Source organism: Microcoleus sp. B5-D4 (assembly GCF_036705145.1).
GTDB lineage: Bacteria > Cyanobacteriota > Cyanobacteriia > Cyanobacteriales > Microcoleaceae > Microcoleus.
In genome coordinates this window covers 1-24036 of sequence record NZ_JAUBTV010000100.1, presented here as the reverse complement: position 1 = coordinate 24036, position 24036 = coordinate 1, and the positions used below count along the sequence as shown (strand labels likewise).

The 24036-nt window shown below is 44.6% G+C and carries 20 protein-coding genes; 12 read left to right on the top strand and 8 right to left on the bottom strand.

Translation table 11 applies throughout. The annotated features are described in order from the left end of the window. Positions 1-235: 235 nt before the first annotated feature. Positions 236-4096, bottom strand: a complete 3861-nt coding sequence (locus tag QUB10_RS29660; protein WP_333206785.1) for a PAS domain S-box protein — start codon at positions 4094-4096, stop codon at positions 236-238. Positions 4097-4349: 253 nt separating this feature from the next. Here QUB10_RS29660 and QUB10_RS29655 point away from each other — a divergent pair, with 253 nt between their 5' ends. The 4 genes from QUB10_RS29655 (at position 4350) to QUB10_RS29640 (ending at position 10638) form a co-directional block, all read left to right on the top strand. Further along, positions 4350-6524 carry an EAL domain-containing protein gene (locus tag QUB10_RS29655; RefSeq protein WP_333206784.1) on the top strand — a complete coding sequence of 725 codons (2175 nt, stop codon included), beginning with the start codon at positions 4350-4352 and terminating at the stop codon, positions 6522-6524. 178 nt (positions 6525-6702) lie between these two features. Then, positions 6703-7647 (top strand): NAD(P)-dependent alcohol dehydrogenase, encoded by a 945-nt coding sequence (locus QUB10_RS29650; RefSeq protein ID WP_333206783.1) that lies wholly within the window; start codon positions 6703-6705, stop codon positions 7645-7647. A gap of 200 nt (positions 7648-7847) precedes the next feature. Then, positions 7848-8693: a twin-arginine translocase subunit TatC gene (gene tatC, locus QUB10_RS29645; RefSeq protein WP_333206782.1), complete on the top strand. Its 846-nt coding sequence runs from the start codon at positions 7848-7850 to the stop codon at positions 8691-8693. 670 nt (positions 8694-9363) lie between these two features. Continuing rightward, on the top strand, positions 9364-10638 hold the full coding sequence (locus QUB10_RS29640; RefSeq protein ID WP_333206781.1) for a calcium-binding protein: 1275 nt from the start codon (positions 9364-9366) through the stop codon (positions 10636-10638). A gap of 204 nt (positions 10639-10842) precedes the next feature. Here QUB10_RS29640 and QUB10_RS29635 read toward each other — a convergent pair whose 3' ends face one another. Beyond that, the gene (locus tag QUB10_RS29635; RefSeq protein WP_333044070.1) at positions 10843-11151 is read right to left on the bottom strand and encodes a carbon dioxide-concentrating mechanism protein CcmK; all 309 of its coding nucleotides are present in this window, start codon (positions 11149-11151) and stop codon (positions 10843-10845) included. 55 nt (positions 11152-11206) lie between these two features. Here QUB10_RS29635 and QUB10_RS29630 point away from each other — a divergent pair, with 55 nt between their 5' ends. Further along, positions 11207-11506, top strand: coding sequence for a hypothetical protein (locus QUB10_RS29630; protein WP_333206780.1), 300 nt, complete (start codon positions 11207-11209; stop codon positions 11504-11506). 66 nt (positions 11507-11572) lie between these two features. On the opposite strand, the gene QUB10_RS29625 is transcribed toward QUB10_RS29630, so the two are convergent. Continuing rightward, positions 11573-11890 carry a DUF3067 family protein gene (locus tag QUB10_RS29625; RefSeq protein WP_333206779.1) on the bottom strand — a complete coding sequence of 106 codons (318 nt, stop codon included), beginning with the start codon at positions 11888-11890 and terminating at the stop codon, positions 11573-11575. A gap of 215 nt (positions 11891-12105) precedes the next feature. On the opposite strand from QUB10_RS29625, the gene petC reads away from it, so the two are divergent. The 6 genes from petC (at position 12106) to QUB10_RS29595 (ending at position 17355) form a co-directional block, all read left to right on the top strand. Continuing rightward, positions 12106-12648: a cytochrome b6-f complex iron-sulfur subunit gene (petC, locus tag QUB10_RS29620; RefSeq protein ID WP_333206778.1), complete on the top strand. Its 543-nt coding sequence runs from the start codon at positions 12106-12108 to the stop codon at positions 12646-12648. A 177-nt stretch (positions 12649-12825) separates the two neighbouring features. Continuing rightward, positions 12826-13815 (top strand): cytochrome f, encoded by a 990-nt coding sequence (gene petA / locus QUB10_RS29615; protein WP_333206777.1) that lies wholly within the window; start codon positions 12826-12828, stop codon positions 13813-13815. Positions 13816-14054: 239 nt separating this feature from the next. Next, positions 14055-14906: an alpha/beta fold hydrolase gene (locus QUB10_RS29610; RefSeq protein WP_333206776.1), complete on the top strand. Its 852-nt coding sequence runs from the start codon at positions 14055-14057 to the stop codon at positions 14904-14906. A 111-nt stretch (positions 14907-15017) separates the two neighbouring features. Further along, complete coding sequence (gene psbQ, locus QUB10_RS29605) at positions 15018-15461, top strand: photosystem II protein PsbQ (protein WP_333206775.1); 444 nt, start codon at positions 15018-15020, stop codon at positions 15459-15461. A gap of 232 nt (positions 15462-15693) precedes the next feature. Then, entirely contained in the window at positions 15694-16821 is a 1128-nt protein-coding gene (locus tag QUB10_RS29600) for an FAD-dependent oxidoreductase (RefSeq protein WP_333206774.1), read from the top strand. A 51-nt stretch (positions 16822-16872) separates the two neighbouring features. Continuing rightward, the gene (locus tag QUB10_RS29595; RefSeq protein ID WP_006631243.1) at positions 16873-17355 is read left to right on the top strand and encodes a hypothetical protein; all 483 of its coding nucleotides are present in this window, start codon (positions 16873-16875) and stop codon (positions 17353-17355) included. Between the two features lie 75 nt (positions 17356-17430). Here QUB10_RS29595 and QUB10_RS29590 read toward each other — a convergent pair whose 3' ends face one another. From QUB10_RS29590 to QUB10_RS29570, 5 genes are all read right to left on the bottom strand, one after another. Further along, positions 17431-17577, bottom strand: a complete 147-nt coding sequence (locus QUB10_RS29590) for a hypothetical protein (RefSeq protein WP_333206786.1) — start codon at positions 17575-17577, stop codon at positions 17431-17433. A 340-nt stretch (positions 17578-17917) separates the two neighbouring features. After that, complete coding sequence (locus tag QUB10_RS29585) at positions 17918-18118, bottom strand: hypothetical protein (RefSeq protein ID WP_333144455.1); 201 nt, start codon at positions 18116-18118, stop codon at positions 17918-17920. Continuing rightward, complete coding sequence (locus tag QUB10_RS29580; protein ID WP_333206773.1) at positions 18115-18414, bottom strand: BrnT family toxin; 300 nt, start codon at positions 18412-18414, stop codon at positions 18115-18117. The genes QUB10_RS29585 and QUB10_RS29580 overlap by 4 nt, the downstream gene beginning before the upstream one ends. Positions 18415-18742: 328 nt before the next feature. Next, positions 18743-19159 (bottom strand): NUDIX hydrolase, encoded by a 417-nt coding sequence (locus QUB10_RS29575; RefSeq protein ID WP_333206772.1) that lies wholly within the window; start codon positions 19157-19159, stop codon positions 18743-18745. Positions 19160-19444: 285 nt separating this feature from the next. Beyond that, the gene (locus tag QUB10_RS29570) at positions 19445-22075 is read right to left on the bottom strand and encodes a M1 family metallopeptidase (protein WP_333206771.1); all 2631 of its coding nucleotides are present in this window, start codon (positions 22073-22075) and stop codon (positions 19445-19447) included. A 691-nt stretch (positions 22076-22766) separates the two neighbouring features. Between QUB10_RS29570 and QUB10_RS29565 the strand changes: the two genes are divergently transcribed. Further along, on the top strand, positions 22767-23849 hold the full coding sequence (locus QUB10_RS29565; protein ID WP_333206770.1) for a class I fructose-bisphosphate aldolase: 1083 nt from the start codon (positions 22767-22769) through the stop codon (positions 23847-23849). Positions 23850-24036 lie beyond the last annotated feature (187 nt).

Genomic DNA, 24036 nt, shown 5'->3' with positions numbered 1-24036 from the left:
ATTTGTTTATTTTGTAAATTTAATTCGACTTTTTACTTATCTTAACATACTTTGGTTTTTTTACACCTACCTACTTACAGCACATTCCATCTAATGTGTATGCCATTTCCTCATGCTGATGGATATCTGCAATAGACATCTCCAAAAACTTCCAGATCCTTTCCCCGGTTTGTTTCTATTGGAAATATAGCCACTGCTGAAAGCACTCTAGCTTCTTTGTCCTTAAACTCGATAACTACAGTGGATTCGGCAGCAGAGGTCGAATTAACTCCATAATTCGGTCAGAATTAAAATTATTGATATAATCCGTTAGTGCTTTGGACAAACTTGATTTGGATTCGGGAATTTGTAAAATTAATTCGTTCATAACTTCCGTATCGAGATAGTAAGCGGCTTGATACATTTGTTCTAACCACTGAGGGGGCATCATGGATAGATATTCAATAGACACCGTTTCAACTAATTGTTTTTGTGGAGTTTGTTCTACGACTTCGTAGATATATTGCAGTCCCAAATATTTAGCTAGTTTGTCAAAGATGTCTCTCTGCTGAAAGGGCTTGCTTATAAAGTCGTTAAAGCCAGCCATAAGAACTTTCTCTCGATCTTCTTCCAAAACACTGGCAGTTAAAGCAATAATGAGAGTTTCTTGGCTCTTAGGGCGTTCTCTAATATATTTAGTAGCTGTGTAGCCATCGACGATCGGCATTCGTAGATCCATCAGAATCAGGTGCGGCAGCCAAGTCTCGCACAGTGAGAGCGCCTCCACTCCCTGTTTTGCTTCTCTCACCTCAAAACCAACCGAGGTAAGCAGCTCGACTAACAAGCGGCGATTTTCTTCTAAATCTTCAACAATAAGAATGCGGTAAGTCGGTTGTCCGGGAGCTAAACCAATTACTCTTTGATTAATTAATTCTGGGGGTAAGGATTCTGCTTGAGGTAACTGTACACCAATCTCAAAAGAAAAAGTGCTACCTTGGTTCAAAGTGCTTTTAACCCGAATTTGACCGCCCATGAGTTTGACGAGTTTTTGACTTATCGCTAAACCAAGCCCACTGCCTTGACTCAAATTCTTCCCGGCTTCGGCTTGCACAAATACCTTAAATAGGCTATCAATTTCTGTGGGCGCAATTCCCACGCCTGTATCCTCAACTTCAAAACATAGGTGACAGGATGTTTTGTCTCTTTGTGCTGCTCTTACCCGTAGGGTGACGCTTCCTTGGTTGGTAAACTTAATCGCATTACTGAGCAGATTGACCAAGACTTGATATAGTTTTTTCTCGTCGCTATGCACAAATTGAGGAATGTCGGGAGCTAGCTCGAAAATGAGTTGCAATTCTTTAGATTGGACTTTAACTTGGAACATTTCTTCAATAGAAGTCAGCAAACTTGTCAAATCAAACTCAGAAGGATTGAGGGTCATCCGTCCGCTCTCTATTTTGGATAAATCTAAAATATCGTTAATCAAGTCCAATAAATGTCTACCGCTACGATTGACAATCTGTAAACGTTCTTGGAGAGAAGGAGTCAGATTTCTATCATAGCTCATCAATTGCGTGAATCCCAAAATTGAGTTGAGGGGGGTGCGGAGTTCGTGGCTCATATTGGCGAGGAAGACAGTCTTGGCTTGGTTTGCTTCATTTGCCTGCTGAAATTCCAACTCAGCTTGTTTGCGATCGCTAATGTCAATTAAATATCCCAAGATTTCTACTGGTGTACCTGAATTATCTCGAATTAGCCTAAGCTGAGCGAGCATCCAGCGATAAACCCCATCGGAGCGACTCAAACGGTATTCGTGGAAGTAAAAATCATTAACGAATAGATTTGCTAACCCATTAACCACTGGTTCTACATCATCTGGGTGTAAGTGATTCACCCAAAATTTAGAATCTTCTAAAAACTCCCTGCTTTCGTAGCCCAATACATCTTTGATATTTTCGCTGATGAAAGTTGCTCCATAATCGCCAGCAGGTTTACTGCTAAAAATGACCACGGGGCTGTAGTTTAGAAGAAAGTTGAGGCGATTTGTGGTAGCTTGCAAGGCTTGCTCAGCCAGTTTTAGCTCTGTTGCGTCCTCCTGAACGGCAACATATACAGTTCCGTATTCAGGATGCTCAAACATGGATGTATTAACTCTGCACCAAAAGAGAGTTCCATCTTTCTTTCTATTGTGGACTTCATATTTCGCTTCCCCGGTCTGTTCAATTTGAGTTACGATATCTAGAACGGTTACATCTGGTGTAACCTTTGTATCGACATAATTTAAGATACCAACGGATTGACCTGCGAGTTCGCCCTCTGTGTAGCCAAACATAGCGTCAAAGGTAGGATTGGTATAGACTATCATGAGGTCTGAGGCTTTGATTAAACACACTCCTCCTGCCATGTTATTCATGATAACGCTTTGAAGCTCTAGCGTTTTTTGAGCTTCTTTCCGAGCCGTAATGTCTTGGATTTGAGCAATAAAATGCAGTGGATTTCCCTGTCCATCTTGTACTAGCGAGCCATCAAGAAGAATCCAAATTATATGTCCTTGTTTATGGTAATACCGTTTTTCCAGTTGGTAAGTTGAAATTGTTCCTGCTAATAGTTGATTTGCATAACTAAGATCCGAGTCTAAATCGTCAGGATGGGTAAGGTCTTGGAAAGTTAACGCTAACAACTCTTCTGAGGAGTAGCCAAGAATCTGACATAAGGCAGGATTGACTTTAATCCAGTGCCCATCAAGTGAAACGATCGCCATTCCGATAGAGGCATCTTCAAACGCATGGCGAAACTGCTCTTCACTGTTTCGTAAAGCCATCTCAATTTTTTGGCGATCGCTAATATCGCGCATAATAACAGTAAATACCGTTTCGTCTCTCATTTCCAGCTTAGAAATAGAGGCTTCAGCCGAAAACTGCGTTCCATCTTGACGACGACCCAAAATCTCGCTTCGTTCTCCCATCCTTCGCGCTCTGGTAGAAGACTGTGCAAATTGTTTGATATGCTGCGGGTGTGCATCTCTAAACTGTTCTGGCAGCAGTAAATTCAGTGGCTCCCCTAAAATATCCTCAATTTTATAGCCAAACATCTTTTCTGCCCCTTTATTAAACAGGGTAATGCGTTGAGTGCGATCGACTGAAATAATTGCATCATTGGCGATTTCTAGAATTCCCGCAAAACGAGCCTGCGATTTTTGTAAAGCATCTGTTCGTTCACCCACAAGATTTTCTAAAGTTTCGTTAAGTTTTTTAATTTCTTTTTCCGCTTGTTGGCGCTGGTAATCTATCTGGTTTAAAGAGCGAGCCGTCGCCAAGATGAGAATTGAGAACGTGACAACCATAACAGTTGAACGCAATGTATAGCCAAAATTAACGTTAAACCAGCCTAAATTTTGTCCCTGAAGAGTCAACCAGTTCACTGTCACTGGAAAGATTGTCCCCCAAGGCAGCAACCACCGAACCATTACTCCGCCAACTAGGGGACTGGTTACTACTTGCATTAATCCTTCCTTGGGGCGGAGCCATAAAATTCCTGCATAGAGGATGAAAAAGGTGACGATCGCGTTTAGGGAGGGAGTCGTCGTAATTGTGCCCAACCGTTCAAGAATATCGACATTGAATAGGTGTCCAAATAAAGCTAGTAGAGAAATTAAAGCTGCAACACTACTACAAATCTGAGCCAACCAAGTCATTCCTTGGGAATTTTGCCCTAACAGTAACAGTGCTAGTCCCATCAGCACAAAATTTAGGGCAGTATTTACTCCCATTCTTCCCGGATAAGGAGTCGCTGAAGAGACGAAATCTCGGAAAAGCCACTCATCAATACCCAGCTTCCAACCAAAAATATACTGGCTCAGCGTCAGCAGACCCATGATGATTATCAATCCTGCCATCCCTTGAGCGATGCGATTGTGCAGTCGGGTTCTTTGGTACTGCAACAATCTCAAAGACACTCCAGCCAGCAAAAAGCAAATTGCCGTGTTTGCTTTCATGGTCGAAGTCATACCGGGAAAACCACTTTTGAGTAGGGAGATGTCAAATTGCCAACCCAGCAGCACGAGACATCCAATTGCAATGACGAGTAGGCTTGCCATGTGAGAAATGCGCTTGTTCATAAATCGCCTGCTTGGGTTAAAACCATGTTCTTCTGATGTTACGCGAAGCGAAGAAGGGCAACCACGAGGGGACTGCCCCTAGCCGAACAATGCAGATTTTGTAGGGCTGCGCCCCGTTGCCAGCGCCATATCTCGGCTCGCAGGACTTCTTTCTGCCTAAAGTGACCTTTATAACCTAATAATTCAACATAATTCAACTATACTATTGGTGCATAGGCTTATATTCCTCTAGCAGGAAACTAGGGAAATCAGTATGATTGTCGATAGAACTAGGGATAGGGTTAGCGATCGAGCTACAAACTACCGAGGCAATATTTTAATTGTTGACGATCTGCCTGATAACCTGCGTCTGCTCAGGGATACTTTGAGGGCAGAGGGTTATAAAGTTCGCAGTGCTATAACAGGGGCAATGGCGATCAGAGCTGCCCAATCGCCATCGACGGAGTTAATCTTACTAGACATTAAATTGCCTGATATTGATGGTTATGAAGTTTGCCGACAATTAAAATCTGACGAGCGCACTGCAGAGATTCCAATAATTTTTTTGAGTGCGCTCAATGAAACTTTTAATAAGGTGCAAGGGCTGGCTGCGGGAGGGGTAGATTATATTGCTAAGCCATTTCAAGTCGAAGAAGTATTAGCTCGTGTCGAAACCCACCTAACTATTGGAAGGCTGCAACAAAAACTCCAAAAGCAGAATTTACGTCTCTTGATAGAAATTGAAGAACGGCAACGTCTCGAAGAGTCTCTCTTTGCCGAAAAGGAATTGGCTCAAGTGACACTGCAATCCATTGGCGATGCGGTCATTACTACTGATGCCCAAGGTAATGTGAGATATTTCAATCCTATAGCTGAGCGGCTGACAGGCTGGAGGGCTGATGAGGTTCAAGGAGTTCCTTTCTCTACAGTCTTCCTAATTGTCGATCAAGTGACGCGAGAGACAGTAGAGAATCCTATAAACAAGGCTCTATTAGAAGAGCGAATTGTGACCTTAGCTAACAATACTATTCTGATTTCCCAGGATGGAACCGAGTATCCCATTGCTGACTCGGCAGCACCGATTCGAGACCGCCAAGGTCAAATTATCGGGGCAGTCATGGTCTTTCATGATGTTACGGAATCGCGCTATCTCACCCATAAACTCTCTTGGGAAGCCAATCACGATGCCCTGACGGGGTTAATCAACCGTCGAAGATTTGAGCAGCACCTAGTTGATGCGATCGCCTCTGTTAAAGATAGCAATCACCGGCACGCTCTCTGTTATTTAGATTTAGATCAGTTCAAAGTCGTTAACGATACCGTAGGTCATATTGCTGGCGATGAACTACTGCGCCAAATCACCGCACTTATTCAACAGGGAGTCCGTGCTAATGATATGCTGGCTCGCTTGGGAGGTGATGAATTTGGTATTTTGCTCAATCAATGTTCGCTCTCTCAAGCAACTCAAATTGCGGAAAACCTCAAAGACTTAGTGCATCAGTTTCGGTTTATTTGGAATGGCAAAACCTTTATCATCGGAGTCAGCATTGGAGTTGTTGCTATTGACCAAACCAGCCAAAATTTGATGGAGCTTCTGGGAGCTGCTGATGCAGCTTGTTATGCCGCCAAAGCCAGAGGCCGCAACTGTGTTCATATTTATAGTCTAGATGATAGCGAACTAATTAAACAACGTGGTGAGAGGCAGTTGATTTCCAAAATCACCCGGGCGCTGGAAACCAATCGTTTTTGTCTCTACTACCAAAAAATTGTCTCTATTACTTCTAAACCATTAGTTGAGCATTATGAGATTTTGATTAGAATGCTGGACGAAAATGGACAAATAGTATCTCCAGCTCAGTTTATTCCCGCCGCCGAGCGTTACGGATTGATAACTGAGATCGATTGTTGGGTAATCGAAACTTTTTTTTCTAACTATCACAAATTACCGGAGAAAGATATTATTAGTCAAGGCTTATACACGATAAATCTTTCGGGGGCTAGCATTAGTAACAATCAGTTTATGAGGTTTTTAATAGAACAATTTTCTCGCTACAAAATCCCCCCAGAGACCATTGGTTTTGAAATCACGGAAACGGCAGCGATCGCAAACTTTGAGCAAGCCCGATATTTCATGGGCGAACTCAAAAAAATTGGCTGTTGCTTTGCTTTAGATGATTTTGGCAGTGGGTTGAGTTCGTTTGCGTATCTGATAAATTTACCAGTTGATTATCTAAAAATAGATGGTGCTTTTGTCAAGAATATTAGTCATAATTTGATTTCTCAAGCGCTGGTTGAAGGCTTTAATCGTATTGCCCATGCGATGGATCTTGAAACTATAGCTGAGTTTGTCGAAGACGAGACTATCTTAGAAAAATTGCGAGAGATTGGAGTAGATTATGCTCAGGGTTATGGGATCGCCCGCCCCGTCCCTATTAATTTTAATCGCTAGCCATCGCACGCTTGCCAGCGAACCCATTGCCTCACGCCTGCGTCCTGTCTGGAGGCCTCCAAGAGTCGATCGCCCGCTGCTACAAGGCTGGCTCAATTTACTGTGTCACATTTAGATCGAATGTGCTGTAATTGTAAAGGATTGAGTGTTCTATTGGAAATAAACCGGAAAATTTGCCATGAAAGCAGTTGCGTTCGATCGCTACGGTTCAGCCGAAGAATTGCAGTACCGAGAATTGTCCAAGCCGATCGCCAAATCCAACGAATTGTTAGTGCGAGTTCGCGCTAGCAGCGTCAATCCCGTAGACTGGAAAATCCGGCAAGGACACCTGCAACTATTAACAGGATTTAACTTTCCTCGAATAGTCGGTTCAGACATATCGGGAGTTGTCGTGGAAGTCGGCCGGGAAGTCACCAAATTTCAACCCGGAGATGAAATTTATACTTTCTTAAATCCCATCAATGGGGGTGCTTGCGCCGAATATGCGGCCGTGCCAGAATCGGATGCCGCCTTTAAACCGAAAAACATCACTCATGCAGAAGCAGCAGGAGTACCGATCGCAGGTTTAACTGCTTTGCAATCGCTCAGGGATTTGGGTCAAATTAAAGCAGGAAACAAAGTATTGATTAACGGCGCTTCCGGCGGAGTTGGCACTTTTGCCGTGCAAGTTGCGAAAGCAATGAACGCGGAAGTAACGGGAGTTTGCAGCGCTAAAAATAGAGAATTTGTCAAGAGTTTGGGAGCCGATTTTGTCCTGGATTACGCAGAAATTGACTTTACTCAACAAACCGATAAATATGATATAATCTTGGATGCTGTCGGGACAAGAACATTTGCTGAATGCGAAAAAGTGCTGCAAGCAGAGGGAATTTATATATCGACTTTGCCAAGTTTCGAGAACCTCGCACCGATGTTAACGAGCTGGTTTATATCGGGTAAAAAAGCTAAATTCATTCTAGCCAATGCCAACCCCAGCGATTTAGAGGCTTTGCGGGAGTTAATAGAATCCGATAAAGTTGAGCCGATTGTCGATCGCACTTACAGCTTACAAGAAGTAGCAGCAGCCCACGCTTACAGCGAAACGGGCCGCGCGATCGGCAAAATTGCGATCGTGATTGAATAATGAAGGCAGGACACGGATTTTGACACCGCTACACGGATTAATTATCGATCGTTCCTTCTGCTGCTGAAGCCAGAATGAAGAATGAAGAAGGAAGTCGGAGCAAATATGAAATAACTATTCTCAATTTCCAATTACCAATTACCAATTTTCAATTACCCATTCCCTCTTCTCAATTACCCCTTACCACTTACCCATTCCCTATGACTGCTCCCTCAAACTTGGAGACATCCGAACAAGGTTCCGACAACAATCTCGAAGCAATTAGCCAGGAAAACAGCATTGCACCAATCGCCGGCGGTGCGATGGGTTCTCGCAACTTAGAAAACGAATTTCTAGACGAACTTCCCGACGAAGTTGAAATGTCTTTATTCGACCATTTAGAAGAATTGCGGCAGCGACTTTTCTACTCGCTAATTGCAGTAGTAATCGCTGTAATCGGTTGCTTTTTCACAGTTAAACCCATCGTGCAACTGCTCGAAGTACCGGCCGGGCCCGTCAAGTTTCTGCAACTAGCTCCGGGCGAGTATTTCTTTGTTTCTATCGAAGTAGCCGGATACAGCGGTTTGCTCATCGCCACTCCGTTTATTTTTTACCAGATAGCGCTGTTTGTTCTCCCCGGTTTGACTCGGAAAGAACGCAGGTTGCTGGGGCCTGTGTTTTTCGGTTCGAGTTTCCTCTTTTTGGGCGGTTTAGTATTTGCTTACATCGCTCTGATTCCGGCGGCGCTGAATTTCTTTGTCACCTATGGGGCGGATGTTGTAGAGCAGTTGTGGTCGATCGACAAATACTTTAAATTTGTGCTGCTGTTAATGTTCAGCACAGGCTTAGCTTTTCAAATCCCGATTGTCCAAGTATTGCTCGGCGTTTTGGGCATAGTTTCTTCCAACCAAATGCTCTCCGGCTGGCGGTATGTAGTCTTGGGAGCGGCAGTTTTGGGAGCGGTTTTAACGCCTTCTACTGACCCTTTAACGCAAAGTCTTTTAGGAGGTGCGGTGCTGAGCTTGTATTTTGGCGGGGTTGGTTTGGTAAAGCTTTTAGGACGATGAGAATTAAGAATAGCAGACAATGCAAAAGTTACCGAACATCTGAATTTTAAAATTGTCTGCTATTTTTAGCCGAGATTGGGATGGTTGTCAACTTATCTTAAAAACATTGCTTCAGCTATTTTGAGGGCGAATTCCCTATTTACTTAAGTAAGGTTATAAACATTGTGTAAAGCTAAGCTTCTCAGCTATTGGAGTAAGTTGATTGTTTTATATGATAATCTTTGCTGATTTAGTGTCTGTTTGATAAGTATTTAATATAAAATATTAAATTCACATTAGCAAAGTTTAGCGTTAGGTGTCTGGGGTCAAGGTTTTGAGCCTTAATTTACACTATTTTTTAGGCGATCGGGCTGGCAATCATAAGTTATTTTAATAAGTGGGTTTTTAAGGTTTTCATGAAGATTTGACACGAGCTGATCCTTAGTATTCGAGTTAGAGATAACATACCCACACAGTGAAATTACTGAACAAGAACGTAAAACTTCAGCAAGAGAGTCAACCTGGCTCACTGAAGTCTAGCTATATCTTTTGAGTTTCCTGGCTGCCTAAGATAGGAGACTTGTTGGTTTTTTGGGTGGATTTTTTAGTAAGTTCATTTGAAAAATCCCCACTGTAAATTTTTACCTTTTTGACGGTTTCAGTTTCTTAATCTCAATCGGAAATTAAATATATGGCAACAACAATTGGCACTACTGGCGCTGACACCTTCTCGGGCCCTCCCGCTTCCACTGCTGGCGATGACATCATCTATGGTAGAGCTGGCCATGACACTCTATTGGGCTTGGGCGGCAATGACTCGCTCTTTGGGGAAATTGGCAATGACTCGCTTGATGGTGGAGATGGAAACGATCTGCTTGACGACTATATGAATGATGGTCGGTACACCCAGGGATCTTCGATCAGTGATAATGACATCTTCTATGGTAGAGCTGGCAATGACACTCTTTACGGTCAAAATGGCAGTGACAGGTTATATGGTGGAAGTGGCGATGACCTACTGTATGGTGCAAGTCAATATGGTTACGTAGATAACTACGGCTTTACTAACATTCTTTTTGGTGAGACTGGCAATGACAATCTCATTGGAAGCTGGGGTCAAGATTGGCTTGACGGCGGAACAGACAACGATGTTCTGAATGGTGACCTAAATAATGACACGCTCTACGGTAGAGAAGGAAATGACTCTCTTATCGGTGGCGATAATAATGACTTGCTATATGGTGGAGTTGGGAACGATAAACTCGAGGGCAACGTATGGAACGATTTGCTGTCGGGGGAAGATGGCGATGACAGTCTCTATGGTGGCAGTAGTTTCATTGGTTTTGATGGCGATCCCCGAGTAAGCCCTCCTCGACAAAACGATGGCGATGACACTCTCTATGGTGGCAGCGGCAATGACTATATTGATGGCGGGGCTAACAACGACTTTCTTGATGGCGGGGCTGGCAATGACTCCCTTAATGGCGGGGCTGACATTGACACAGTATCTTACAGTTTTGGAGGAGCGGGCGTCTATCTCCAGTTGGGGCCAGTCGGCGACGGGTCTGGGTTAGGTCGGGCTTCCGACGGGCAGGGTGGCATAGATTCGCTCTCCGGCCTCGAAGTAGCCATAGGTTCTGGCTTCAACGATACTCTCCTTGGCGGAGACGGCAGCGAAACGCTGATTGGCGGGGCAGGCGACGACTTATTGTTTGGCATGAGTGGCGATGACTACCTGATTGGTGGTAAGGGGGCTGACAAGTTTAGGCTTTGGTGGACTGGGGGAGATATTGTTGCTGACTTCAAACAAGGTGAAGATAAACTTTTGGTACGTTCTCGCGCTCCGTTTGCAAACATAAGTTCTCAGTTGAATGGTTCTGATACCCAGATTCTTCAGAATGGTCAAATCATCGGAATTCTGAAGGGAGTTCACAGAATCACCGCCAGTGATTTGATTACTGGCTGATTGTATTATCTGCGTTGATCTGCGTTGATCTGCGGTTAAGAATTCCAAATTATTCTGCCTGCTGCTTCGGCAAAATATACCGCAGATAAACACAGCACAAAAATATATCGACTCGCAGCCAAAAAAATATAGAGACACGATCGCCCGCGCCTCTATAATTACTAAAACTTAAAATTCAACACCAAAGTTTTGTCAAAACTTTGACTACATTCGGAACTGTTCGACTTCAGGAGTGTAGCCGATCGGCAAAATGTAATCCAGATTCTCGTGGGGACGAGCAATTATGTGATACGATAGCAACTTTCCGCCATCGACCTTTTTAACTGATTCAATTCCAGCAGCAACGGCTGCTTGCACTTCAGAAACATCTCCTCGCACTATAATTGTCCAGTAGGCGCGGGTTATTTTCTCATAGCGAACTAAAGTAACACGGGCTGCTTTCACCATTGAGTCCGCAACTTCTACTGCAGCGGGAAATCCTAAGACTTCAACCATTCCCAGTGCAACACCCATTACAACATTCTCCTAAATTTCACAAGATATCTGACACTCATTGTAGGTGAAATTGTTGACAGAAATTGGTTCGGATGATTTTGGTAAGCATGAAGGACGATCGCCCAAAATTAAAAAAGCCCCTAAAAAGCCCCAGAAACTGTTGCAGCATTTAAATCCCACAGCCCATAGCGCGCGCCGGAAATCCCGCCACACAAGAGCTGGTGCGAGCACAGATCACGATCGCTCTAGTTTCTCAAAGCGGGGGGGGACGCTCGCACTCCGGTATCAAAAGGATGTAGCGCTTTGGTTTCCCCCGGCGCAGCCAAGCGGGGAGGCTCGCACTCCGGTATCATTCGGATCTAACTGGATTTGATATGACTGATGGCTAATGACTGAGGACTGATGACTGAGGACTAATGACTGAGGACTAATGACTGATTCAAAACTCGTCTAGCAACCACTCCGAGGCTCTTTCACCCAAATCTAGGGGAACGCTGACAGCTTTACCCAAGCGCGGGCGATCGCGAGTAGTTAGGATGTATTCTCTCACCTGTTCTGTGCTCCCCCAGCCGTTGAGGTAATTGGCGACTGCATCCAAATGCTCGAAATAATCAGCCTCCGTCATCGGAAAAGATGCCTGTTCTAGATATTTCCACATAACTTGCACAAAAATCTTGCCCCGCGTTCGCCGCAATCTGATATCGTAAGACTTTCCCCATTTTTCTAGCAGTAGCTGGTGTAAATCCTTGCCCGTCATGGTTGCTCCTGAGTTAATCCATTAAACAATAAAAGACAAAGTTCAAAAAATGTAATAATACTCTAATAAAGGCTGGAAGGCGCATTCTTAAAAGGAATTTTCGCGGCCTAAAATTTGTGCGAGCAGATTAACGGCAATTATCCTCCTTCCTCTGCACGTACAAGTTCGCGCTCCAGCTAACAAACAAACGTAACTTAAAACCGTAAAGGCAGGTCATGGCTCAATCTTCTGCTGGAAATCCCGATGTTCCCGATATGGGGCGTCGCCAATTTATGAATTTGCTGACGTTCGGTACAGTCACAGGTGTGGCACTGGGCGCACTCTATCCCGTTGTCCAATATTTTGTTCCTCCGTCGAGTGGGGCAGTTGGCGGTGGAGTCACAGCTAAAGATGCTTTGGGTAACGACATCATCGTTAGCGAATATTTGACTTCGCACCCTGCGGGCGATCGCAGCTTAGCCCAAGGTCTCAAAGGCGACCCCACCTATGTTGTGGTGAAAGAAGACTTATCTCTCGCTGACTACGGCATCAATGCAGTCTGCACTCACTTGGGTTGCGTCGTGCCTTGGAATGTTAGCGAAAACAAGTTTATCTGTCCTTGCCACGGTTCTCAATACAACAATGAGGGCAAAGTGGTGCGCGGTCCAGCGCCTTTGTCTCTGGCCCTGGCCCACGCCACTGTCGCAGATGACAAGATCGCTTTTACAACTTGGACAGAAACTGATTTCCGCACCGGCGAAGCACCTTGGTGGTCATAGTTATTAGTCATTAGTCAGCAGTCAGTAGTTAGTAGATAACAACGTCGGAGTTGGGAATCTTTCACCGCGCACAACTAGCAACTAATGACCAATGACCAATGACCAATGACCAATGACCAATGACCAATGACTAATGACCAATGACTAATTGTCTGACCTTTGAGATTGAATACTCTAATGCCACAAACTAATTTATCTGCGATATTTCGCCGCAGTGCCAGGACGATCGCGAAAACTGCCTTAATTGCGATCGTAGCCGCAGGATTTTTCCTCACCAGCGACATCGCACTTCCCCAAGCAGCATTTGCTTACCCTTTCTGGGCTCAGCAAACAGCACCCGCTACTCCCCGCGAAGCCACAGGTCGCATTGTTTGCGCTAACTGTCACCTCGGTGCAAAACCGACTGAAGTTGAAGTACCGCAATCTGTTTTGCCTGACACAGTGTTTGAAGCTATTGTCAAGATTCCCTACGATACTAGCGTGCAGCAAGTTGTCGGCGACGGCAGCAAAGGCGGCTTGAATGTGGGTGCAGTTGTGATGTTGCCCGAAGGTTTCAAGATTGCTCCCGCTGACAGAATTCCCGAAGAAATGAAGGAAAAAGTCGGCGATCTTTACTTCCAACCTTACAGCGAAACCCAAGAAAATATTGTTTTAGTGGGCCCCGTACCGGGAGAACAGTACAAAGAATTGGTATTCCCAGTTTTGTCGCCGAATCCGGCAACTGACAAGTCGGTTCACTACGGCAAATACCAAATTTATGTTGGTGGCAACCGCGGCCGCGGTCAGGTTTATCCTACTGGCGAAAAGAGCAATAATACTGTTTACAATGCTTCGGTAGCTGGTAGCGTTTCTAAGATTGCTCAACAGGAAGATGGCGGTTATCAAGTGACAATTCAACCTGCCGAAGGTGCAGCGGTTGTTGATACGATTCCTGCCGGCCCAGAACTGATTGTTACCGAAGGACAAACAGTTGCAGCAGGCGAACTTTTGACGAACAATCCTAATGTGGGCGGCTTCGGTCAAAAAGACGTGGAGATTGTGCTGCAAAGTGCCGATCGCGTTAAAGGATTGATGGCTTTCGTGGCTTTGACCATGCTGGCTCAAATCATGCTGGTTCTCAAGAAGAAACAGGTCGAAAAAGTTCAAGCTGCTGAAATGAATTTCTAAGCGCGGCTGTAATTAGTTGGGTAAGGTACTATGTGCGAACCCAACTATTAGGTAAGTAGGGCGGGGAATCCCCGCCTTATTGTTTGATAAATAATATCATTTCCGGTTACACCGGAATGATGTTGACGGTTGACGGTTGACGGTTGACGGTTGACAGTGAACAGTGAACAGTCAACAGTGAACAGTCAACAGTGAACTCGAATTTCCTATTCAGATGCTAACGGATTTGATATAAAATAATGTCAATTGATGAGAAAATAGTTGAAGTAGGCCCGCTGCAATGGTTTTATCGGGAAACAAATCCGGTTAACGAAACTGGTAAACTGCCCGTACTGCTGCTGCACGGTTTGCCGTCCCAGAGTTTTACCTGGACTGTAATGATGCCGGATTTGGCTGCACAGGGATTTAGATCGATCGCCCCAGATTGGGTGGGTTACGGGCGATCGACAAAACCAGACAAGCGCGACTTTGCCTACACTCCCGATGCTTTTGTTGACGCCCTTGCTGGCTTTATTCAAGCTATAGAATTAGACCGATTTTACCTCGTTGTCCAAGGATTTTTAGCTTCAGCCGGCATTCAATACGCTTTACGCAATCCCGATAAAATTGAGCGTCTAGCCGTCATCAATACACCAGTTTCAGGAAATATAAGATTGCCTTGGAAAATGCAGCAGTTGGGGCTGCCTTTTATTGGCGACATGATGACGCAAGACCCGCTTTTGGTTGACAGAACTCTCGAAGGTGGCAGCCGCCAGACGATATCAGACAAGGATTTAGATGTTTACCGCCGCCCGTTTTTGAAGAGTTCGGATGCAGGTCGATCGCTAATGAATACAGTCCGCAATATTCAGTTGCCGCAGTCAATGGCAGAAATTGAATCCGGCTTGAAAGCATGGACTCGACCAACTTTATTTGTGTGGGGTTTGACAGATCCTTGGCTGAGTGTTGAACCTGCTAAAAAGCTAGTAGGTTCCCTGCAAAATGCAGAGTTAGTCACACTGGAACAAGCGGGGCATTATCCTCAAGAACATTGGTCAGAAAAAGTTGGCGATGCTCTGATAACTTTTCTGCGCCGCCAGGAGGTAAAATAATATTTTGTACATAACTCTCGGTGCTAGGTCAGTAAACCAGCTCCTCGCCGAGCTGCATTCGCAGGCAGAGCCTGAGAACGAGAAATCTAAAATCTAAAATCTAAAATCGATATGACTCGTCCCCGTTCAATTTTTGCCTTGATGATGGCGTTTTTGATGGCATTTCTGGTTAGTTGCAGCAGTGTCGAAGCAAAAGTTCCAACGACTTACACAGCAGCCCAGACTCAGCAAATTCAGCGCTATGTTCCTACCCTGACCGAGTTCCGATCGCGCATGGATAAATTGGGCACTCTAATTCAACAACGGAATTGGATTGATACCAGAACTTACATTCACGGGCCTCTAGGCGACTTGCGGAACACCATGAAAACCGTCTCTGCGAGTTTGTTGCCTAGTTCTCAACAACAAGCTGTTGATTTAACTAAGAGTTTGTTTACCGATTTGGTTAACATTGATCTTGCTGCTAAAGAGCTTGACTATGCAAAAGTCACGGCCAGCTATCAAAAAGCTGTCAATGATTTCGATACCTTCTTGCAGCTAATTCCTAAAGCTTAATTAGCTTTAACTCACATCTGGCATCCAGAACAGGCAAGATGCCTGTTCCACAAAGAAAGAATCAGTTTTCTTGTGGGGCGTATCATTGTCAAGAACAGGCAAGATGCCTGTTCCACAAAGAAAGAATCAGTTTTCTTGTGGGACGGGCATCTTGCCCGTCCAAAAAAGGTTTATATGGACAAAACCTAGGAAGCAGTTAATCTAAAATCTAAAATCTAAAACCTAAAATTGAATGGTTCGCGTTGCAATTATTGGTTGCGGTATTGTTGGGGCTTCGATCGCCTTTGAACTAAGTCAATTTCCCGAACTGAAAGTTACTGTGTTCGACAAACAGCCGCCGGCACAAGGTTCTACTGGCGCTGCACTCGGTGTTTTGATGGGAGTTATCAGCCACAAAACTAAGGGCAGAAATTGGCAGTTGAGGGAAACTAGCCTTCAGCGCTACGAAACTTTGATTCCTGAATTGGAAGCAGTTACTGGGCGAAAAATTCCTTTTAACAAACAAGGCATTTTAATGCTTTGTTCGGAGGGAGAGGATTTAAGTAAGTGGGAAAAATTGATAGCTACTCGCGACTCTCAAGGTTGGCAATTGGAACTTTGGGATCGGGAACGAGTGCGATCTCGCTGCCCTCATCTCTATTTAAATGATAAGATTATTGCTGGGATTTATTCGCCTCAAGACCGGCAAGTCGATCCGACGGCGCTAACTTTGGCTTTGGTTGATGCTGCTAAACTCAAAGGAGTTAATTTTGAGTTTGGAGTGGAAGTTCAAGGCATTACTGAGTTGGATTCTCAGGTGTCTCAGATTCAACTCCCATCTTCCATTGCTGTCAATAAGTCTTGTGGAACAGGCATCTTGCCTGTTGCGGAAAATTTCGATCGACTAATTGTGGCGGCTGGTTTGGGTTCTGCTGCTGTGACTGCATCTTTAAATCAGTTGGTTGACATTCGCCCGGTGTTGGGACAAGCCCTGCATTTGCGATCGGCCAATCCTGTAGGAAACCCAGATTTTAGGCCAGTAATTACTTGCGATGACGTTCACATTGTGCCTTTGGGAAATCAGGAATTTTGGGTGGGGGCGACGGTGGAGTTTTCCGAAAATGGCGGGGAAATTCAGGCGAATGCTGATATGTTGGAGCAAGTGATGGCGAGGGCGAGATCACTTTGTCCCGCCTTAGCATTCGCCTCAATCATCAGGAAATGGTCAGGATTGCGCCCGCGGCCGGAAGGGCGGCCGGCCCCAATTATCGGGACGCTTCCGGGTAACGACCATGTTCTCATCGCCAGCGGCCACTATCGCAACGGTGTTCTGCTGGCCCCTGCAACAGCGCGATCGATTCGAGAAATGATTTTGCAATAATTAACAAATGTTAATATAATCAAGATAGCAATTCATATCTTACATCTAAATATGTCCGACAAACCTTTAGGTAAACCCCGCTCTTTGTGGCGAGTAATTTTGCTGTCTGGAGTCAGCTTGCTGCTATATTACGGATGGTACAAATGGATTATTCAAGAAGAATTGCGTCGCTATAACGGCAGCGGTTGGTCGGGAACTCTTTGCTTGCTTCCCTTTGTTTTAGGAGTAGCCGTCCCCCAAGCTTTGCGAATATTCGACCCTGACGTTCCCGGATGGTTTGGTTGGTTTTCCCTCCTCGGTATTGCTTGGATTTACATTGTGCAGTTCAAACTTTACAACACAGTTAATGAATTGTACCGCCAAGAAGGAATCAAAGAACCGCTAACAGTTTGGTGGATTTTTGTACCTGGTTTAAATTTAGTTGTAGGCTTGCGGCAAATTCACTTTTTGAGTCAGTTTTGGGCGAGAAAACAGGGAATTGAAGTTAAGGATAACTTAGCCGAAAGCATTCCTTTCCTCTCAGCTAACGCTTAATCTGTATTAAGGCATCTGGACTTTTTGCTGCAATTTCTCTGGGATTTGCAGCAATCGCCGCTACATATTCTATTCTCAAGGAGTTACTTGGACTTTTAACATCTCCCAAGTTTCCCGTTCCATGTTCAAGATATTGCCCACTTCTTGCAAAAGTTGATAAGCCTTTAAATTTAGGGGAATTTCTTCTTCAATGAGAATATCGCACAAAGTCTCTAACGCCAGATTCCACTCGCCCCTGAATATCTGAAACCATAAATTCTATTTGAGTGTCTGACAGTTGTGGTTTCACGATGTTAATGACCGAAAGCATCCAGGATACAAGCCCCCGGATTCATCCGTCCAGAAATAAAAAACCTGTATCCGATGAAACTTGCGCCCCGCATTTATCCGTGGGGTCAAGGCTTCAATCTAAAATCTAAAATCTAAAATCTAAAATCGATTGACTTCATGGAGTTTACTTTCTACAAGTTTATAGTCAAACATGATCCTATCTCCTTCTGGGAGCGATCGCGATCGGGCATTATTAGCCAAGGCACTTGAGAAAAAGAACCGGGTTTCTCACCTACTCAATACTTTGAATTAGTTTAATGTTATTTCTCAGCCATTCATTGACCAAAACTTGAACCTCAATCTTTTTATGCTCAGCAATTTTAGTCACAAATTCCTCGACATCTGGTTCGAGATAAATGGGATAATGAAACGTAGCATCAGGATGGTAAAACTTGCCTTGCTCTGATGAAGAAAAGTCATACTCTGATTTCATAATTTCCTCTCTTGATAAGCTTGGGTTTCAGTGAAATTAGCTTTGCGGGCTGAAATGATCCGAATTATACAGGAGGTGCGATCGGTTTGTTCAAAGGTATGGATGACAACCCTTAAAGTTCCTGTTTCATCTAAGCCTATGGTAATCCATCTATCTTCATCTTGACTGTGTTCTTCATCATATATTGTTAATTGAGAACGATCGCGGAAAACAGTTGATGCCAAACGAAAATTTAATTGATGCTTGCGAATATTTTGCTTTTCTTTGGCTGGATTCCAATCAAAGTTATAATCCAAGGCAATTTATTATGGTAAACGAAGCTGCAATAAAATTATAACATAAATTATGAGTTAATGACTTCATGGAGTTTACTGCCAACAAGTTTGTACTCAAACATGAGTTTATCTCCTTTTGAACTCGATCGCGATCGCACATTATGAGCCAAGCCACTTGATAAACGTATAGCGGAATCTTGTCTGGCGACTTAAATCCTGGTTAGTTACTCCTGGAATCGCGCACATTTTAATCTTAACATTGCTGAACTTTGACTGCACTTCCGATTCCAGGTTGTCGAGAATTCTTAGATACTCGACTTTGTGAATAAGTCGGATATCTGGGTATTGTTCACCAGAACCCATTCGGCAAATCCGCCAAAATGAGTTTGAGTTCCGGTTCATTAACCCGCTTAATTGCTTTAGGAATACTTACCCACTGCCGCTTTCTCTTGCTAGCTTCAGGCCAAATTTCTAGAACGGCTTGCACTTCCATTAAAAATACTTCTACCTGACAAGTATAGCCGGACTTTTGATACTCGTAAGTTCCTAGCAAATCCGGGAACACTTTACCCAACAAACCTGCTTCTTCCCAAGCTTCCTTGGCGGCGGAATCTTGGGGAGTCATGTCAGGTTCGATTAATCCTTTGGGGATAACCCAGCGCTTGCTAGCCGAAGAAGTAATCAGCATTACTTCAATTTGTCCGTCTTGAATACGATAGGGAATTACCCCCGATTGCTCTACCAATACAGCGGTTCTTATACTCATGATTTTGGCAATATTTTTGGGTGAAAAAGCTACTGCAACTTCATCAACAGTTGACAACTCAAAAATAAAAATTGCCTCCTGATTCTATATAATTCCCCTGTTGAGACAACAAACTGGAGAATAAAGATATTTTGTTTTTCCCCTCTGTGGAAAATAGGAAATTCCCATGCACTCGCACTGAACAATAATATTATTATAATAACTGCGCGAAATCCTCTACCGACAAGCAGATAAAAGCCGATCGCCAATATCTGCCTTTATCTGGGCCGGTATGGGGTTTTACACCTAATCTTTCTTCGCCTTAGCCTCCAAATTTTCCATCCGACTCCTCAAATCTTGATTCTCCTTTTTCACCTGATCTAATTCCTCCCGCAACTGCTTTACCGCTGCATCAGAACCAGCATTTTTCTGCACTCTTTGCACAGCTTCATCAGCCATGCGGCGGACGCGGCCATCGGGAGTTTGGTCAGCTAAAGAACGCAAAATGCGAATTGCTTTGCGAGTTTGCATTTGTCCTAATCCCGCTACTACAGAGACTTGAGTCAAGAAAAACGTCTCTTTAGATAATTCTGCCAATCGCTGCAAAATCCGTTCTAAATTGACCTTCGTTTGACCAGTAGAAATTGTGCCCAAAGAGCGAATTGCAGCCAAGCGCAAAGCTTGCGGAGTACCGGCGGCTGTGTATTTCAATATTAAATTCAGCGCATCTTCAGAAGTTTTCATCTGCGCCAAACCGGATATCGCACCCGATCGCACTACCTCATTCCACCCCTGACGCTCTTTGAGCACCAATTTTAACTCTTTGAGTACCTGTTCGTCGGTTGGTTTTTCGTCGGGGTTAGCTGCTGAGATTCCGCCAATAGCAGTCGCTGCGGCTGCTTCTACATAATAGCTGTCGTCCCCTTTTTCGACGATCGATCTCAGCGCTTTATAACTTTCGTGAGTTGGGATTTTACCCAGCGCATTCACCACAGCGCGACGAACACGAGCATCTTTATCTTTTAAACCACTTACTAAACCTTCAAAAACTTGGTCGAGTTTAATTTCAACTAACTGACCGGCAACTTCTGCCCGTACTGCCCAGAACGGCTCTTTCTTGAGAACTTCTGACAGCGTTTTCACCGCTTCCAGCCCTCCCTTCTTCGCCAAAGCTTGGGCCGCGTAAATCCGCGAAACCGGGTCTGGATCGAACTGCAACTGAGCTTTTAGTTCCGCAACTCCATACTCTAACGCTACAGTTTTTAAGTATTTGTTGCCGACATCAAAACTGATAAATGCAGGCTTCTGTTCTAGGGGAAAATAGAAGCTTTGCTCGCGCTCATGCACTCGGACTGTGAAAGTTTTCAGGATCGGGGTTGAAGGTGTCGGACTGTCATCATCTGCTTCTTTTTCCGGCTTGTAACCGAAGCCGATCGGAATTTTTAGGTCAAAGACATCTTTGCTGTTGCCGTTGCCATTCTTGCTATCTTTTACCTGAGTTTGAGTGACAGTAACTTTTGCTAATTTGCTGTCACCATCCCAGGAATAAGCAACCTTATAATCTGGATGACCGCCGCGATAAACATACTGGTCAAACAAAAACATCAGATTGCGACCGGTAGCCTTTTCTATCGCCCTGAGCAAATCGATCGTTTCTACAGTTTTGTGAGCGTTATCCCGCACAAAAGTGTGAATTGCTTTGTAAAATAATTCGTCGCCCAACTCGGCGCGAATCATGTGATAAACGCAAGCACCTTTTTCGTACAAATGGCGATCGTACAATTCGATTGCTTCGCGGTAAACGTGAGTAACGATCGGGCGGCGGTAGCGGGAACTATCTTCAGCTAAATAATTGCGGGCTTCATTTAACATATAGTAAGCCGCGTCTTCTTTGCCATATTCTTTGTCAGTCCACAGCACCTCGGAATAAGAAGCCATGCCTTCTTTCAGCCAAGCGTGAGACCAATGTTTAATTACTACTAAATCGCCGAACCACTGGTGAGCTAATTCGTGGGCGACTAAGCTTTCAGTACCGCGATTGTCGAGGGCGGCGCGTTCGTCTAACAAGCACCTATCTGTCAGCAAAGTTGTGGAAGTATTTTCCATACCGCCGAAGATAAAATCATCGACGCAGACTTGAGCGTATTTGGGAAAAGGGTAAGGATAGCCAAATGCTTTAGAAAAGAATTCAATCATTTGAGGCGTTTTGCCCATGCTGCGCTTAGCGTCTGCTTCGCGGCTTCTTTCCACGTAATAATTAACGGGTTTGCCGTTCCATTCGTCTTTAATTTCGGCAAAATCTCCGACTGCTAAGGTCATTAAGTACGTCGGGTGTACCTGGGTTTGGGACCAGTGATAAATTTTATCGTCGCCTTCGTTTTTTGTACTAATTAATTCCCCGTTGGAAATAGCAAAAAGTTGTCTCGGAACTTGCACTCTGATTTCCGAAGTTGCCAACTGTCCGGGATAGTCAAAACAAGGAAACCAGAAGCGGGAATCTTCGTCTTCGCCTTGAGTCCAAACTTGTGTTGGTTTGTCTGGATAGTTTTTGTCCGGGCCGACGAAATAGAGGCCGCGCTGGGGTTTTTCGACCGAGTATTCGATCGCAATAGTAATTGGTTGGTAAGCTTCTGTTGGTTCGTGTAGTTGAATTTGCAGCACTTCGCCGTCGCTGTCGAAATCTTGCTCGGTTTCGCCAACTTTTACCGATTCAATGTTGAGGTTTACCGCATCTAAGGTTAATTTGTCAATACCACTGCGGACTGGATTGATGCGGATGCTGCAAGTGCCCCGAAAGCTTTGTTTGGGAATATTCAGCACTAAGTCGAGGAAAATGTGCTCTACTTGACCGGGGCGATCCGGGTTGTAATGCGGCCGAGCACCGGGCATCTCGAAGGATTTGTGAGCGTTTTCAGAATCGAAGTAAGTATTTGACATTGTGATGGCAAAGTTGTGAGTCGAGCGGCGATCGCTGGCAGCGCCGATCCGGCTGAACTGCCAGCTTATTATAGAGTAGCGCGTCCTAGCTGCTGTTGTCGCTAACTTGTTAAAAACTGGGTCTATCGTTGAGGAGATGGAAAAAATGATTTTTTCGTTAGAATATCATCAAGGCTAATGTCTGCAATCATCAGCCTGCAATTGAAATTGAGAGGGAAATCTGCGTCAGTAACTCAACCCTAAAGGGATTGAGCTTGTAAGAGAAATTCTTGCAAGCTGTACTGACGGGCCTTGCGTCTTAATTGACTACGTTTTTTGAGTCACGACACCCCGGAATGCGTAGCTAGTTCCTTGCTCTGTCCGAAGCAATTAAACAGTTTTAAAGTCACTGAAACAGTGTTGCAGGTCGAAAAAGCTCTTAAAACATTGACCGACAAGCTAACATTACCCCGAAAGGGAGGCTCAATTGAGCGAACCATTATGCGTACAGGGTTGGGAAGTTTGAGATGGTAATTGTCCCATCGAAAGTGCATTACAAAAGTACACCAAATTGAACAACTCCAAGGCGGTAATGGGTAAAGAAAGATTCAATGCGGTTGAAACCGCTTGTGTGATCCACGCTCGCGTAGCCGAAGTGTCATTGTCCTCTCAGGGCTAAAGCCACTGAGTTTCGCACTTACTGAGATTCTTTATGACAGCTACACTATCAGTTCCCAATTCCATCGAGTCTTGGCTTGGCGACGAAGCCGAAGAGTTGCTCACCCATCAAGCAAAAGTTTCTAAAGATTTGTTGCACCTGCCTGGCCCTGATTGGGTCGATCGCATTTTTGCTCAAACCGATCGATCTCCTCAAGTTTTGCGATCGCTTCAGCAACTCTATTCTAGCGGACGCTTGGCGAATACCGGCTATTTATCCATCCTGCCAGTAGACCAAGGAATCGAACACTCGGCGGCCGCTTCTTTTGCACCAAATCCCATTTATTTTGACAGCGAAAACATCATCAAACTAGCAATCTCTGCAGGCTGCAATGCTGTCGCGACAACGCTGGGAGTTTTGGGAAGCGTATCTCGTAAATACGCGCACAAAATCCCTTTTATTGTCAAGCTAAATCACAACGAATTGCTGACTTATCCCAATCAATTCGACCAAATAATGTTTTCTTCTGTCGAACAAGCTTGGAATTTGGGAGCAACGGCAGTCGGAGCAACAATTTATTTTGGTTCCCCGGAATCGACGCGGCAAATCCAAGAAGTCAGTCAAGCTTTTGCTCACGCTCACGAATACGGAATGGCGACAATTCTGTGGTGCTATCTCCGCAACGATATCTTTAAACAAGACAAAGATTATCACATTGCGGCTGATTTGACAGGTCAAGCAAATCACTTGGGAGTGACAATTCAAGCTGACATTATCAAGCAGAAGTTGCCCGAGTGCAATAACGGTTACGAAGCTGTTGCTAAAGCTAGCGGTCACAGTTACGGCAAAACCGACAAGCGCGTTTATTCGGATTTAACAACGGATCACCCGATCGATCTAACTCGCTATCAAGTGCTCAACTGTTATGCGGGAAGGATGGGTTTAATTAACTCCGGCGGTGCTTCCGGGAAAAGCGATTTTGCAGAAGCAATTCGCACGGCGGTAATCAACAAGCGCGCTGGCGGCTGCGGCTTAATTTCCGGCCGCAAAACTTTTCAGCGTCCTTTTGAAGAAGGCGTAAAATTGTTCCACGCCATTCAAGATGTTTATTTGTCGCCTGAAATCTCGATCGCCTAAAAATTTACCGCACTCAATATCACCACCTAAACCTAGCGTGCACCTTACGCACAAATTCCCCTAAACGTAGGGTGCACACTGTGCACCTTACGTGATTAAAATTCTTTAATCTAAGGATCGCGAATTAAATAACTTACAATTTTAATTGTTATTGTGGGATGGGCGTCCCGCCCGTCCTTTTTGGACG